The sequence below is a fragment of the Olivibacter sp. CPCC 100613 genome (assembly GCF_036959255.1).
Lineage (GTDB): Bacteria > Bacteroidota > Bacteroidia > Sphingobacteriales > Sphingobacteriaceae > Olivibacter.
Genome location: NZ_JAWMTI010000007.1, coordinates 230,660 through 245,822 on the forward strand (window position 1 = coordinate 230,660; position 15,163 = coordinate 245,822).

Below are 15,163 nucleotides of genomic sequence, written 5' to 3' on the forward strand. Positions count from 1 at the left end.
TACACATGGTCCTGCAAAAAAAACGAAAGAAGCTTTTAAATAGTCGAGATCTAAGTTGGCTGTCTTTCAATGGCCGTGTGTTAACGGAAGCATCAAAGGAAGAAGTGCCTTTATTGGAACGTTTAAAGTTCTTGGCCATCTTTTCTTCTAATCTGGACGAATTTTATCGTGTAAGAATTCCGGTTTTGATGGCCTTGAAAGAATTAAAAAAACAGGCTATTACTCCACAAAAATTCATAAAGAAAGGTATCCTTAAGAAAACAAAAAAAATAATTGAAGATCAGCAGACCTATTTTGGAACTATTTTGAAAGAGGGGATTATCCCAGCCTTAAAAAACAAAAATATTCATTTGATATACAATGAGGATATTCCGACCATTATTAAAGAAAAAACAGATCGTTTCTTTTTTGATACAATAGCCGCTTTCCTCGAAATTAGTTACCCCGAGCAGCAGGTGCTTCTTCCCAAGAATAATCAACTTTATCTGGCGATCAATTTTGACAGCGAAGAAAAACGGCTTGCACTTATAAGCATTCCGTCCGATGAAATACCCAGGTTCTTTTACACGCAAATTGAAAACACACATTATGTTGTTTTCATTGACGATATTATAAGAAGCCATTTACAATATATTTTTCCACATCAGATTTCCGGTGCCTTCTCTTTCAAAATAACACGAGATGCCGAGCTTGATTTACAGGGCGAATTTAATGGAGATTTAGCCAACGAAATAGAAAAATTACTCGTATTAAGGGACTATGGAATGGCAACGCGATTCCTGTATGCGCCCGATGTTCCTCCACCAATTCTCAATCAATTGACAACATGTTTGCAACTCGAGCATGCCAATCATATCACGGGTGGGGTTTATCATAATCTAAAAGATTTTTTCACCTTTCCCATAAAAGACCAACAACTTCAATATTCAAAACTACCCCTTACGGAAATCGCATATCAATACCCAACCTTATTTGAGGAAATAAAACACCGCGATATTTTGCTTCATACGCCATATCATAGCTACAATCCGATCTTGCGTTTCTTCAATGAAGCAGTCCTTAATCCTGAGGTAGAAGAAATCTTTATCACACTTTACCGGGTCGCTACCAATTCTCAGATTGTGCATGCATTGATAAGCGCTGCAAAAAACGGCAAAAAGGTAACTGTTTTTGTCGAGTTGAAAGCTCGTTTTGATGAAGCTAACAATATTAAATGGGCGAAACGGATGGAAAATGCGGGAATAAAAATTGTATATAGCGATCCAAAATTAAAAGTACATGCCAAGATTTCGTTAATAAAACTTAATTCCGGTATTCAACCAAAAGCATTCGCGCTACTCTCCACCGGCAACTTTAATGAGAATACAGCGAGAACGTATACAGATCACTCACTACTCACAACTTCATCGGCAATAACGACTGAATTAGATTTGCTCTTCACCTATTTAAGCAGTCCAAGCTTTGGAAAAGAGTATCCTGCATTGACATTTCAACATTTGCTGGTAGCAAAGTTCAATTTACTTGCTACCTTTCTACATCATATAAATAATGAAATCGATCGTGCTCTCAAAGGGCAGGAAGCTGCCATTACCATTAAATTAAATAACCTGGAAGAAGAAAAATTGATTCACAAGCTATATGAAGCGAGTCAGGCAGGTGTTAAAATCCGCCTGATTGTGAGAAGTATTTGCAGGATTCGCCCCGGGATCCCGGGGTTAAGCGAGAACATTCAGGTTACTCGGATTGTGGATCGATACCTAGAGCATGGTCGAATATTTATTTTCCATAATGGGGGGCAAGAACAAATATTTCTTGGATCATCAGATTGGATGGATCGAAACATCTATAGACGTATTGAAGTGTGTTTTCCAATTTATAATGAAGAATTAAAACAAGAGATTATCCAAATTCTTGCGCTACAATTACAAGACAATACAGCGGCTGTTCAGTTAGATAAAGATGCACAGAACATACGGATAACGGGGGGAACTAGATCTTCTCAAGAGGAAATACAGAAACTGGTGAATACATCATTCCACAAGGTCGTAGACCACTAATTGATATTTACTATTAAACTATATACCCATGAAGCCTCTTTTTACCATATACATCGCATTGATTACTTGTATGGCTTGCGCACAAAAAAAGAACACCTCTTTTACCTCTCCTAGTCATTATAACCTAAATGAACCCCAACAAATGGTATTTCCTTCTGAATTGGAAGAAGTATCAGGTATAACCTTTATAGACGGGGATCCGAATCGATTACTTGCGCAGCAAGATGAACAAGGACACGTATATTATTTACGTGCAGGAGATAAATCGGCAAAGCATGTAAAATTTGCAGGCAAGGGCGATTACGAAGATATTGCTATTAGTGGTAGCCATGTTATCCTCCTTAGAAGCGACGGTTCTTTTTTTACTTTTCCGCTTCAAGAGCAATACGATACGGAAATCACTGCTGTCGTTTCCGAAAAGATTTTACCAAAAGGTGAGTATGAAAGTTTGGCAGTTTCCTCTACAAATAACAATGTATATGTTTTATGCAAACAATGCAATGTAGACAAAAAAACAACACAAACCACTGGCTATATCCTTAAACTTAAAGCAGATGGCCAAGTTATAAAGGAAGGGAGTTATTCGATTGATAATGAAGAAATCAGTAAATATGTAAAATTAAAAGGCAAAGCTTTCAGGCCTTCAGCACTGACTCGAAACCAAAAAACGAATGAATGGTATATTGTCTCATCCATTAATAAGCTTTTAGTGATTGTAGGTGATGATTGGAAAGTCAAGGAAGCTCATTCGTTGAATCCAAAGTTGTTCAATCAACCGGAGGGTATCGCTTTCGACAGGGATAATAACCTTTACATCAGCAACGAAGCAGGCGATACAGGGGAAGCCACCTTACTTAAATTTGATTATAAAGAAAAAGGAGTCTAAATTTGATTTCTGCATAACGAAGAAAAGTGTCCATATTTTTCTTACGAGAACAAAAGCATTTAATCACAAGACATATGAGTAATAAATTTTTACTTGTTTCTTTTACGCTTGTTTGTATTGTCCTTACGATAGCGGCCAATGCACAAGAGTCGCTTGTGAAAAGTCGCACGATATTCATAGGCGATGCCGGCGAATTGAGCACAGCGCAGCATGCCGTTATTGAAGCTGCAACGCAACAAGCTCTTTCGGGTAAAACCACCGTCTTTTTTTTGGGTGATAATATTTATCCCAAGGGGATGCCCCTGACTTCATCCGAAAAACAAAAGTCGGAAGACATATTACGATCGCAATTTGAGCCATTTCGAGCCAAGCAGATACCAGTGTATTTTTTACCTGGAAACCATGATTGGGACAATTCCGGAAAGCACGGGCTTGAAAAAATTAAAGCCCAGTCAACCTATCTTAAATCGATTGGAGATTCACTTGTCAGCATGGTGCCTGACAATGGTTGTCCTGATCCGGTAGAAATCAATATCTCCGACAATCTCACCGTAATTGCCTACGATAGCGAGTGGCTACTATCCCCATTCGAAAAGTTAAATAGCGACACAACCTGCAATTGTGGCAGCAAGGAAGAAGTATTGGAGCGTTTAGAAAGTTTGCTTTACAAGAACAGAAATAAAACGGTATTGCTCACCTCCCATCATCCTTTATCTTCTTATGGTGTACATGGCGGCAACTTTTCGTGGAAAGATCACCTTTTTCCACTCACTAATCTAAGCAAAAAGCTCTATGTACCCCTACCCTTAGTCGGATCTTTGTATCCTATTTTAAGATCCACTGTATTTCTAAATCCTGAAGATATCCCGCATCCGAGCTATCAACAAATGATACAGGACATCAAGCACACAGTAGATGAGTTCCCTAATCTATTGTATGTTGGAGGTCATGATCATGGCCTCCAACTTGTATTGGATGGCAGTAATCTACAGTTGGTCAGTGGCGGCGGTAGCAAAGGAAGCTTTGTCAAAAATGGCAAAAAGGCTTTATTTACCGCAGGAACAACGGGATTTGTCATTGTTGATGAATGGAAAGACAAAACGAAACAGATGCGCTTTTTTACGGCGGATGGTGATGTTATTAAAGAGACGTACACGTATAAAAAATCCTTCATTGACCCTATTCCGTTGGGAGATTCACTTTTTCTAAGTAGTTCAAACGAAGACAGTACCTTGACACAAGCCAATCCCCTTTATAATCAGGTAAAGAAATTCCATCGAAAACTCTTCGGCGAGAATTACCGAGAAGAATGGGCGGCTCAAACAAAAGTACCTATCATCAGAATCTCTTCCTTTCAAGGCGGTTTGACTCCCTTAAAAAGAGGTGGGGGTATGCAGACAGTTTCATTGCGCTTAGCAGACAAAACCGGAAAGGAGTGGGTTATTCGAAGCGTCAACAAGAACACAGATGCTTTACTCCCACCTGAACTGCAACAAACGTTTGCCCGCGATTTTCTGGATGATGCCAATAGCGCACAACACCCCTATTCGGCGCTAATGATTCCTCCCCTCGCAGATGCTGTAGGTGTTGCTCATACCAATCCCATCATCGGCATTGTCGCACCCGATACGGCGTTGGGCGCCTACAACAATGTGTTTGCCAATACACTGTGTTTAATAGAGGAGCGCGAACCCTTGGGCGACTCGGACAATACCCTTAAAATGCTCCGTAAAATCAACCACGATAATGACGACATCTATAAAGCAAAAACCTTTCTTCGGGCCAGAATGCTGGATCTATTGATTGGTGATTGGGATCGTCATGAAGATCAATGGCGATGGTACGATGATAGCAAAGGTAAAGACAAGGATTACTTACCGATACCGAGAGACCGTGATCAAGCTTTTAGAAAAGTAGAAGGTTTCTTCCCAAACGTTATGTCCCGCAGTTGGGCATTACCGACACTACAGGGTTTTCGCTCATCCATTAGTCGCCCTAATTACGCACTGTTCAAATCCGATTTTTTAAATGCGCACCCTAAGAACCAATTTACTTTTGACGAATGGATGGAACTGGCTGATGACTTTGTCAAAGACGTTACGGATCAGGTATTAGAAGAAAGTATAAAAAGATTACCCACTTCATCCTACGCAATTCGGCATGACTCCCTGTTGAGTGAGCTCAAACAAAGAAGAGACGCCATCCCTCAAGCTATGGAAACATATTATCACTTTATCAATAATATTGTAGATATAAAACTAAGTGATAAACATGAGTGGATAGCGATCAAAGACGGCCCGGATAACGGTCTGAACGTAACGGTCAGAAAGATCAACAAGGAGGGGGAGCGAAAAGGTAAATTGATGAAAAAGGAGTATTTACCCGCTTTAACCAAGGAAATCCGAGTTTATTTAGCGGCGGGTGACGACAGTGTCTACATAGAAAATAAACACGCGCCGATTAAGCTTCGCATCATTGGCGGAGCGGGAAAAAAGGTCTATCATATCGACTCTACCATCCGGTCGGTTAAAATTTACGATATCGGACAACAGTCTTCTTTTTCCGGAGAATTATCCAAAGTAAGAAAGCACCTATCCAAAGATAGTGCTAACACCGCATTCGTTCCGGTGAACTTATATAATGTCTGGATGCCTCTGATAACTGCTGGCTATAATGCTGATGATGGTTTTATGATTGGAGGCGGTTTTAGATACACGCATCAAAGAGGCTTCCGAAAGAGCCCCTTTACCCATCAGCAACAGCTCCTTGTCTCCGGAGCCTTCGCAACAGGAGCCATAAAAGTTAAATATAAAGGTATCTGGAAAGAAATTGTAGGCAAGGCTGATCTTTTAGCCGATGTTAGCATACACGCACCAAATAATACACAAAACTTTTTTGGATTAGGGAATAATTCGATTTATGACAAAGAAAATCATTCCGTAAGGTATTATCGAACGCGATTTAACCTATACGAGGCACATGGAGCATTGCGGTGGACACCGACAGAAACGTCCTCAATTTCCTTCGGCCCCTCTTTTCAATTGTACTATTATGATTCGGACGATAATGAGGGCCGCTTTATAAACAATACCGGCCAACTTCACACCTACGACAGTTTGACGATTGCCAAAGACAAGCTTTTTGCCGGTTTTAACGCCTCCTTTTTGAAGGATAACAGGAACAACAAAATAATGACAACCGAAGGAGGGTATTTCAAACTAGATCTACAAGGCCTGACGGGGTTAAACGATTATTCCAAGTCTTTCCTTCAAGCGAAAGCGGAAGTCGCCGTCTACAAAAGCATTTGGCAAAATGCGGTGACCTTTGCCGACCGGCTGGGCGGGGGAACGACTTTAGGAAAAACGACCTTTTACCAGTCCCTATTTTTAGGCGGGCAAAATAATCTTTGGGGATACCGTCAGTATCGCTTTGCTGGAGATCATTTATTTTTTAATAATTTTGAAGCCAGAATTAAATTGGCACAGATTGGCAGCTATATCTTACCGGGACAGCTGGGGCTATTGGGCTTTTATGATATCGGTAAAGTTTGGGTTGACGGATTGGATAATAGTTCCATACATCAAGGTACGGGCGCAGGTGTATATTATGCGCCAGCAAGAATTGCATTGTTGCAATTCGTTGCCGGACATTCGAAAGAAGGCTGGTACCCTTATTTTACCATGGGATTCCGTTTTTAACAAGTAACTCCTCACATCAATAATGTTTACGCAAGTAATAGATTTATCGGAAAATAAAAAGGACCTATTAGGTGGGCTCGATATACGACTTTCAATAGACGTCTTTATCGAACACCTAAGAAAGCTGACAAGTACACAGGATAATGTAAAGCATGAAATGCTGGAATTCATCCTTCACAAATTCCTGGAAACGAGGGATACTTACGGACCATTAACAGAAGAAAATTTGACGAAGTATAAGCAGATTCTATTCTACACCTATAATTTACTGGTTCCGCCCCTTGAAGATGAGCATGAGACCCTCTGGGCCTTAGCAACACCTTTGGGGAAAAATGTGTTCTATGGTACACAAGGTTTTTATAATTTGTTACATCAAGAATTTTGTGAGGAAACCTTTAAAGACATCGAGGAAAAAACAAAAAAACATGATCTGATTGAGCAATCGATATATAGCTTACTCTTAGAACGTTTTTATGGAATTTCGGCTATTGAAGATGAAGTGATCGAATTTTCTTCGAAAGACGAAGCATCGGGTCTACCAAGATACTATGCCGTCCAAATTGATAAGCGCTTTGTCGACATCATACCTAAAATGAAGTTACCGGAGCTGGACTACAAAAAAATGAGACAGAACAATGTTCAACAATTTGAATGGAGATTCTTACGTGAACTTCTACCGCTTAATCAATTTTCCTTTACTGGTTTTTCCGTTATAACGGTTAAAGAAGTGACACCTGATCGTGTTATCCAAAACATCCGAGATATTGTTAGCAGAAACTCAGATGAAGAACTTGAACATGCCTATGACATATTACAAGAGTCACTGCAGACGCTTACGGGTAATCACCATATCAAGTTCGGCCTATCTCCTATCTTACAGTTGAACGATAGACCTATATTAGATCAGGTATATATGCATGCCAGTATATTGCCGGATTTATTGAAGAAGAAAACAAGAAACTGCCAGGAAGCTAATATCACAGAAGCTTACTTGCTCAATCCGCAAATCATTGTGTACAATGTAGGCGTAGATTTGGGCGATAACAACTTCAAATTTCTGAATGATCTTTCTGACCTTGGCATTACTTCTTATGTTTGCATACCGTTATATTATAACAACAAAGTAACAGGACTTTTAGAGGTTTATTCAAATGATGGCAATACCTTCGATAAGATTGTCTTGGCGAAATTACGTCGTGCAGCTCCTTTACTTGCTCAACTACTCAACGATCAGGCAAATCGATTCAATGCGCGCATAGATACGGTTATTAAAGAAAAGTTTACTTCGCTACAACCTGCTGTTCAATGGAAGTTTAATCAGGCAGCTTATGAATACTTGAAAAAGATCGTGCCTGAAAAGCCAAAACCAATCATTGAGAACGTCCAGTTCAAGAATGTGTACCCTTTGTATGGAGCGATCGACATAAGAAATTCCACAATTGAGCGAAACAAAGCACTTGTTGCTGATTATAAAATACAATTAGGCTTACTTAAACAAGTATTACAAGATATTAAACAAGTTTATAGCATCGCCCTGCTGGATGAAATGGAGTTCAATTGTGATAAGTGGTTGACTCAATTGGATACAAGTCCGATAGATGTTGTACAAATGAAGGTTAAAGACTTCATGGAAAAAGAAGTTTATATGCTTTTAATGCATTTTAAAAATAGCAATTCAACCTTAGCAGCAATTATTGATAAATACGAGCAAGAGGTTTTGGCAGAAACCGGAAAAGCGCATGAACACAGACGCGCGCTTGAATCATCTATTACCACGATCAATACGGCTATTAATGGCTATTTGGAATTATTAAACGATGAAATACAGCGCTCGTACCCCTGCTATTTTGAAAAATTTAGAACAGATGGTGTTGAATATGATATTTATATCGGCCAGTCAATTGCCCCTGACAGGCCTTTTGATATGCTCTATCTTAAAAATGTGAGATTATGGCAACTCACATCCATGGCTTCCATTGCAAAGCTAACGCATACCTTACTCCAGCAAATGGAGACACCGCTCGAAACCACACAGCTTATTTTTATCAATGGAAATGATATAGATATTAGCTTCCGTGTAGACGAAAGACGCTTCGATGTAGAGGGTGCTTATAATATTCGCTATCACATCATAAAAAAGAGAATCGATAAAGTACACTTAAAAGACTCCTTTGAACGACTTACACAACCTGGAAAGATCGCGCTGGTATATTATGACGCGAGAGAGATCAAAGAGTATATGAGTTACATCAATTATCTTCAAAATAAAGATATTTTATTAGACGATATGGAGGAGCTTGAACTGGAAGAATTGCAAGGAGTAAGTGGGTTGAAAGCGATACGGATCGGCGTCAGGCTATAATCTCAGAAAACGCCAACTAAACCAATTCCACGTGCCGCGGGGGTTACCGTCCAGGTTATCTGGTTTTGCTTTTTAAATGGATTTTTATATTTATTTTCCTCCATTCTGCGAACTACCGATTTCGTACAGAACCAGGATATCGCTCCGCCAAATGCCATGTCCGATAACCAATGCGCATCACTATACATGCGGCTTGCAAGCGTAACACCTGCAGTACTGTAAAAAAGAACCTTCAAAAGAGGACTTTTTACGCGATGCCCTAATACAAGGGCACTTACCGTTGCGATCTGGATATGGCCTGACGGAAAAGAATGATACCCCGCTTCGGGTGAAAAGGGATCGAAAGTCCAGGGTCCCCGGTTTGTTCCAGGTCGAGCTCTTCCGACGGCTGTTTTCATCAGGGTCTGCAAAGCACCACTCGTTAAATAAGCGGCTCCCAACATCAACCCTGTTTCACGTGCCCACTCATTTTTAATAACCAATCCTGTTAAATAGAAGCCCCCCGTCATGATAAAAGCGGCATAAGGCTTACCATAATGAAAGCCGGCACGCTCAATACCATCCCATATTTTAGAATCCCTGTTTTGCCAAAAATTCCTATTTGGTTTATCTAAGGTCGTTATCAAAGCGGTTCCGCCAAGAACAGCCCCCACTTTTAACCAATCATGCCCCTTCCATCGAATAGGACTGGAAACCGTATAAGTTACACCATCCACAAACCGTATAGCATCAGAAGTGATCTTTTTTTTGTCTACACTATCTACGAAGCTGCTATCACGCATTGCATAAGCCGTAAATTCCAAGGTACTAAAGATCAGTATAAATACTGCCCTGCTCAGGTAACTCATATATTGTAAATATTCTTCCGCAAAATATAGAATTTCAGTAAAAAACAGAAATAAAGCTGTGTATTTCTAGGACAAGTGAATGTATCATATAATCCTACCACCAATCGCTTTTTACTATTTCATAACAATTTTATCATAAAAGATAGTCTATCTTTACGTCCTAATATATTCTTCCCCACTATGAGATTACTTCTTAAGTATTTAAGTAGACATAAATGGCTTATATTTTTAGCGTTGATCTTAGCGGCAATCAATCAGGTCTTCTCCTTGCTAAATCCCTATATTCTAGGGAATTTAATCATTGACCCTTATGCAAATAAGGCACAACAATTTCGTGCAGATGGTGCAGAAAGCGCTTTCTTTAAAGGCATTACCATTGGTTTGCTAATGATCATCGGCGTAGCCATGGTTTCACGCATTGCAAAAGCCTTTCAGGATTATGTGGTTAATGTCATCATACAGAAGTTTGGTGCAAGGCTTTACACGGACGGGCTCCGTCATGCACTCCGGCTCCCTTTCCAGGATTTCGAAGATCAACGAAGTGGTGAAACCCTTTCCGTGCTTCAGAAAGTCCGTGCCGACTGCGAAAAATTTATAACGAGTTTTGTCAATGTATTATTTGCAACGGTAGTAGGCATTGTTTTCGTTGTCATTGTTGCCTTTAAGTTAAGTCCCCTTCTTCCATTGATTTACTTAGTCGGTGCAGTTATTCTCGCTATTCTGACAAGCGTCTTAAGTCGAAAGGTCAAATTCATTCAAAAAAACATTGTCAACGAAACAACAGCACTTGCAGGTTCTACCACGGAATCTTTACGAAACATTGAGCTGGTCAAAAGTTTGGGTCTCACCCAACAGGAAATAAGTAGACTGAACGATACGACCATGAAGATACTGAAACTGGAACTAAAAAAGGTAAAGAGTATCCGGTCCGTAAGCTTTGTGCAAGGAACATTTGTTAATTTTTTGCAGCAATGTATTATGTTCGCGCTATTATTCTTTGTATTCCGCGATAAAATTACCGTTGGTCAAATGATGATGATGCAATTTTATTCCTTCTTTATCTTTGGTCCTTTACAAGAATTAGGAAATATTATCATGTCCTATAGAGAAGCAGAGGCATCGTTGAACAATCTTCAGCGCCTGTTAAATCGAAAGGTAGAATACCAGCCTACAGCGCCAAAAAAAATCGATGCGATTCAGCAGCTACGCTTTGATGAAGTACGTTTTCAGCACCAATCAGCAACTCGCCCAGCATTGGACGGCATATCTTTCGATGTTTCCCAAGGTGAAACTATTGCTTTTGTTGGACCATCAGGTTCGGGAAAAACGACACTCGTGAAATTACTTGTGGGTTTATACCATCCGACTTCGGGTCGTGTGTATTACAACGATTTTAACGACAATGAGATAGACTTCGAAGAATTAAGGCATCAAATAGGCTTTGTAACGCAAGATACGCAACTCTTCTCCGGTACGATTCGAGAAAATCTACTTTTTGTCAACCCCTCCGCAAGTGATGAGATGATTTTGGATGTGATAAAAAAAGCATCAGGACAGAATATTTTAGCAAGAGCTGAAAAAGGCCTTGAAACGGTGATCGGTGAAGGCGGTTTAAAGTTGTCCGGAGGTGAAAGGCAACGCTTATCGATCGCTCGCGCCTTATTAAGGCAGCCTCGTCTTCTTATTTTTGATGAAGCTACTTCTGCCCTTGACTCAATTACAGAAGAAGCGATTTCCAATACAGTAAGAGAAATTACCGCACAAAGAACACATTTAACAATCATGATTGCCCATCGCTTATCGACCATTTTGCATGCCGATAAGATTTATGTATTAGAAAAAGGTAAAATCGTAGAAACGGGCAATCATTTTGATTTACTGTCACTCAAAGGGCTTTATTATGCGATGTGGCGACAGCAAATAGGAGAACGTAAAGAAGAAAACACCTTAGAGGCAAACTAAGGATCAACGCTACTTATTCGCGCGCAACACTTTTTAACAAAACGGTAGCGAGGAGTTCCACAGTCTTCGAAAGTTCGTCCTTATTCAGCGATGCAAAGCCAAAGCGAATGGCATTATAAGAATGCCGATCAGTATCGTATTTCTTACCATTGCTCATAAACAAACGATATTTACTAAGCTCCGTTGCCAAGCTAGTTAACGGATAGGCTGCCCTAAACCGCAACCAAACAGCCATCCCTCCCACTGGAACTTCAAACGATGAGAACTCGGATAACTTTGCTGTTAACAAGGAGCACACATGATCGCGCCGATCCCGATAAATATTCACCGATTTTTTTATGTGTCTGGCAATATCTCCCTCACGAATCAGGGAGGCTAAAGCTTCCTCCATAATAAAATCACCTCTCAAATTTATTGTCCTCTGAATACGGGCAGCCTCATTTATCATGACTTCGGGCGCAACCATAAAACCAATACGAACAGATGAAGCCAGGCACTTGGTAAACGAACCAATGTAGACAACACGTTCGGGGCAATAGCTTACCAATGGTAAAAAAGGTGACGATTGATAGTGAAAATCGTAATCATAGTCATCCTCTACTATTACGAAATTAAAGCGTTGAGCAAGTGTGATTAATTGCATCCTCCTTTGTGGACTTAAGGTTACGGTAGTGGGATGGTGATGGTGCGGAATAACGTATAACATATTAATCCGCTCCCTTAAACAGATCTCTTCCACTTTGTCTACGTCCAAGCCCTTATTGTCAACAGGTACACGAAAAATCCGCGCATTCAGATAAGAAAAAGTATCATTCGCCATAAAGTAATTTGGTTCACCAACAATAACCGCATCACCTGCCCGTAACAATAATTGTGCAGCGATATAAATACCCATTTGCGCCCCCTGCGTTGTGAGCAAATTGCCTACACCAGCCTTAATACCACGTGTTTCAGACAAATAATCAGTTAATGCTTCGCGGAGTAAGGTCGATCCCGTGGACAAAAACATCGTTCCTCCTTTCAATTGCAAATTTCGTTTTAATCGGGCCCGATACTCGCGGCTTAATAAATCTAAGGGTGCTAATCGGGCATCAGGCAAACCGTCATCAATTGCAAGATCGTAGCTCGACAGATCAGTTCGTAAATCGGCAATAACATCAATTGTACTTTTATAGAAAAAGGGGAATGACTCGTGAGCCAAAGGTTTTTCCGGATTTGTGTTCCAACCTTTCGGGTGTAGTTCCGGTAAAACCGATGATACAAAAACTCCCTTTTTAGGAACAGCAGTAGTCCAGCCCTGTAATTGCATTTCGTTATAAGCTGCTACAATCGTTTTGCGATGAAGCATTAAAGATTGAGCAAGCTCGCGGGTACTCGGCAATCGCATCCCAGGTTTAACGATGCCTTTGCGGATCAATGCAATCATTTGCATAGACACTTGTTGGTATTGAGCTACAGAAGACGCTTTATCAAGAGTGATCAGATTGGTAAAAGGAAGCATAATGGACTACTTATTATACGTAAACTGGACGACATGAATAGTCCAAATATACAATATCTTTGAGAAAATGAATTATTGGATAAAACAATGGTAAAAAGAAAAACACTACAAGAAGCTGATCCGAAAGCATTCCAAACAATGCTTGCTTTCGAAAAGTACTTATCTGAAAGTTCCCTGAGCAAAACACATGCAGCGCTCATAAAAATTCGTGTATCACAAATAAATGGCTGTAGCTATTGTATTAACAAGCATACAAAAGAAGCCCGTGATGCAGGCGAAAAGGAACAACGTCTTTATTTATTAAGCAAATGGCACGAAGTTCCATTCTACTCACCGGAGGAACGGGTTATATTGGCTTTGGCGGAGGAAATGACAGAAATTGCAGTTCACGGTGTGTCGGACACCGTCTATAATCAAGCCATTGAACTTCTAGGCCAACAATATACAACGGAAGTGATGATGGGCATTATTGCTATGAATGCTTGGAATCGAGTGGGAATCACCACAAAACGAGCAATAGAAGAATAAATGCAAGTAAAAATATCTTTTCTGTTTAATGCATTTTGCCTAAGTTTGATAAACAATAACAAGCGACTAATTTATTGATTTACAATAGGCTCAAATTAGTCGTCAACAGATCCGATTATCTAAATTATGGCAAAATGCAACAGTTGAAGTATTCCTACTCGCTATTCAGTATTTTCGTACTCGTACTACTTAGCAGCTTTATTTCTCGATCCGCTCGGGAGGAACGAAATGGCCTTAAGATTGGCGATCAAGCCCCCGATTTTACTTTACCTGGTATCGACGGCAAGCAATACTCATTAGAAAATTTTAAAAAATCTCCAATTTTAATGTTGGTATTCACCTGTAATCATTGTCCAACTGCGCAAGCATACGAAGACCGCATCATTAATTTAACGGCAACGTATCGCGATAAGGGAGTAGCTGTTGTTGCTATATCACCCAATAACCCTCAATCCGTACGCTTAGATGAACTTGGTTATACAGAATATAATGATTCTCCAGAGGAGATGAAAGCACGCGCTGCTGATAAAAGTTTTAATTTTCCCTATTTGTATGATGGTGAGAAGCAATCAACATCAAAACAGTATGGAGCGGTTGCCACACCCCATGTTTTTATTTTTGACAGTGACAGAAAACTTCGTTACAAAGGCCGATTCGACGATAACGAAAACCCGAAGGAAACAAAAGAGCACAATGCAATTCAAGCAATTGAAGCACTTCTGGCTAAAAAGGACATTGCTGTAAAAGAAACGAAAACATTTGGCTGTAGCGTAAAATGGCTAAGCAAAGAAGACGGTGTAAAAAAGTCTGATGAGCAATGGGCAAAAGAACCTATCGCTATCAATACGATTCAAGTTGCACAAATTGACTCGCTATTACAAAACAATTCAGACAAACTTCGCTTAATCAATGTTTGGGCGACATGGTGTGGCCCTTGCGTTGCCGAATTCCCCGACTTCGTAATAATTAACCGGATGTATCGAAACAGGTCTTTTGAATTTATAAGTATCAGTGCTGATCATCCTGAAAAACCAAAACCTGTCTTAGATTTTCTTAAAAGCAAAGGGGCTGCGAATAAAAACTTTTTATTTGGCAGTAAGAATAAATACGACTTGATTGAAGCCATAGACAAAGACTGGCAAGGCGCGCTTCCCTATACTATCCTGGTAGCCCCGGGTGGTAAAATTCTTTATAGTAAGCAGGGTGAGATGAATCCACTTGAAATGAAAAAAGAGATTCTAAAGCATATCGGTAGATACTATTTTTAGTATAAATTATACCGTATTTAGTTAAGTTATTTGCGAATATGTAGTTAACTACG

The 15,163-nt window shown here is 40.0% G+C and carries 9 protein-coding genes; 7 read left to right on the forward strand and 2 right to left on the reverse strand.

From position 1 onward, the window contains the following. The first annotated feature begins 5 nt into the window (after nt 1-5). From ppk1 to RYH73_RS20335, 4 genes are all read left to right on the forward strand, one after another. Nucleotides 6-2,057 (forward strand): polyphosphate kinase 1, encoded by a 2,052-nt coding sequence (ppk1, locus tag RYH73_RS20320; RefSeq protein ID WP_335315319.1) that lies wholly within the window; start codon nt 6-8, stop codon nt 2,055-2,057. Nucleotides 2,058-2,085: 28 nt separating this feature from the next. Beyond that, on the forward strand, nt 2,086-2,943 hold the full coding sequence (locus RYH73_RS20325; RefSeq protein WP_335315320.1) for an SdiA-regulated domain-containing protein: 858 nt from the start codon (nt 2,086-2,088) through the stop codon (nt 2,941-2,943). Nucleotides 2,944-3,017: 74 nt separating this feature from the next. Beyond that, a complete protein-coding gene (locus RYH73_RS20330; RefSeq protein ID WP_335315321.1) occupies nt 3,018-6,641 on the forward strand; it encodes a metallophosphoesterase in 3,624 nt (1,207 codons plus the stop codon). A gap of 22 nt (nt 6,642-6,663) precedes the next feature. Further along, a complete protein-coding gene (locus tag RYH73_RS20335; protein ID WP_335315322.1) occupies nt 6,664-9,003 on the forward strand; it encodes a GAF domain-containing protein in 2,340 nt (779 codons plus the stop codon). A gap of 2 nt (nt 9,004-9,005) precedes the next feature. On the opposite strand, the gene RYH73_RS20340 is transcribed toward RYH73_RS20335, so the two are convergent. Continuing rightward, on the reverse strand, nt 9,006-9,851 hold the full coding sequence (locus RYH73_RS20340; protein ID WP_335315323.1) for a phosphatase PAP2 family protein: 846 nt from the start codon (nt 9,849-9,851) through the stop codon (nt 9,006-9,008). A 180-nt stretch (nt 9,852-10,031) separates the two neighbouring features. On the opposite strand from RYH73_RS20340, the gene RYH73_RS20345 reads away from it, so the two are divergent. Then, nucleotides 10,032-11,813 (forward strand): ABC transporter ATP-binding protein, encoded by a 1,782-nt coding sequence (locus RYH73_RS20345; protein WP_335315324.1) that lies wholly within the window; start codon nt 10,032-10,034, stop codon nt 11,811-11,813. A gap of 13 nt (nt 11,814-11,826) precedes the next feature. On the opposite strand, the gene RYH73_RS20350 is transcribed toward RYH73_RS20345, so the two are convergent. Beyond that, nucleotides 11,827-13,314, reverse strand: coding sequence for an aminotransferase-like domain-containing protein (locus RYH73_RS20350; protein WP_335315325.1), 1,488 nt, complete (start codon nt 13,312-13,314; stop codon nt 11,827-11,829). Nucleotides 13,315-13,401: 87 nt separating this feature from the next. Between RYH73_RS20350 and RYH73_RS20355 the strand changes: the two genes are divergently transcribed. Continuing rightward, nucleotides 13,402-13,842 carry a carboxymuconolactone decarboxylase family protein gene (locus RYH73_RS20355; RefSeq protein ID WP_335315326.1) on the forward strand — a complete coding sequence of 147 codons (441 nt, stop codon included), beginning with the start codon at nt 13,402-13,404 and terminating at the stop codon, nt 13,840-13,842. 134 nt (nt 13,843-13,976) lie between these two features. Then, nucleotides 13,977-15,110 carry a redoxin family protein gene (locus RYH73_RS20360; RefSeq protein ID WP_335315327.1) on the forward strand — a complete coding sequence of 378 codons (1,134 nt, stop codon included), beginning with the start codon at nt 13,977-13,979 and terminating at the stop codon, nt 15,108-15,110. Nucleotides 15,111-15,163: the final 53 nt, after the last annotated feature.

Bases quoted from the DNA above. Each gene is read 5' to 3' on its own strand.
- ppk1 (WP_335315319.1), top strand. From the start codon at position 6: ATGGTCCTGCAAAAAAAACGAAAGAAGCTTTTAAATAGTCGAGATCTA.
- RYH73_RS20350 (WP_335315325.1), bottom strand. From the start codon at position 13,314: ATGCTTCCTTTTACCAATCTGATCACTCTTGATAAAGCGTCTTCTGTA.
- RYH73_RS20360 (WP_335315327.1), top strand. From the start codon at position 13,977: ATGCAACAGTTGAAGTATTCCTACTCGCTATTCAGTATTTTCGTACTC.
- RYH73_RS20330 (WP_335315321.1), top strand. From the start codon at position 3,018: ATGAGTAATAAATTTTTACTTGTTTCTTTTACGCTTGTTTGTATTGTC.
- RYH73_RS20355 (WP_335315326.1), top strand. From the start codon at position 13,402: ATGGTAAAAAGAAAAACACTACAAGAAGCTGATCCGAAAGCATTCCAA.
- RYH73_RS20335 (WP_335315322.1), top strand. From the start codon at position 6,664: ATGTTTACGCAAGTAATAGATTTATCGGAAAATAAAAAGGACCTATTA.
- RYH73_RS20340 (WP_335315323.1), bottom strand. From the start codon at position 9,851: ATGAGTTACCTGAGCAGGGCAGTATTTATACTGATCTTTAGTACCTTG.
- RYH73_RS20325 (WP_335315320.1), top strand. From the start codon at position 2,086: ATGAAGCCTCTTTTTACCATATACATCGCATTGATTACTTGTATGGCT.
- RYH73_RS20345 (WP_335315324.1), top strand. From the start codon at position 10,032: ATGAGATTACTTCTTAAGTATTTAAGTAGACATAAATGGCTTATATTT.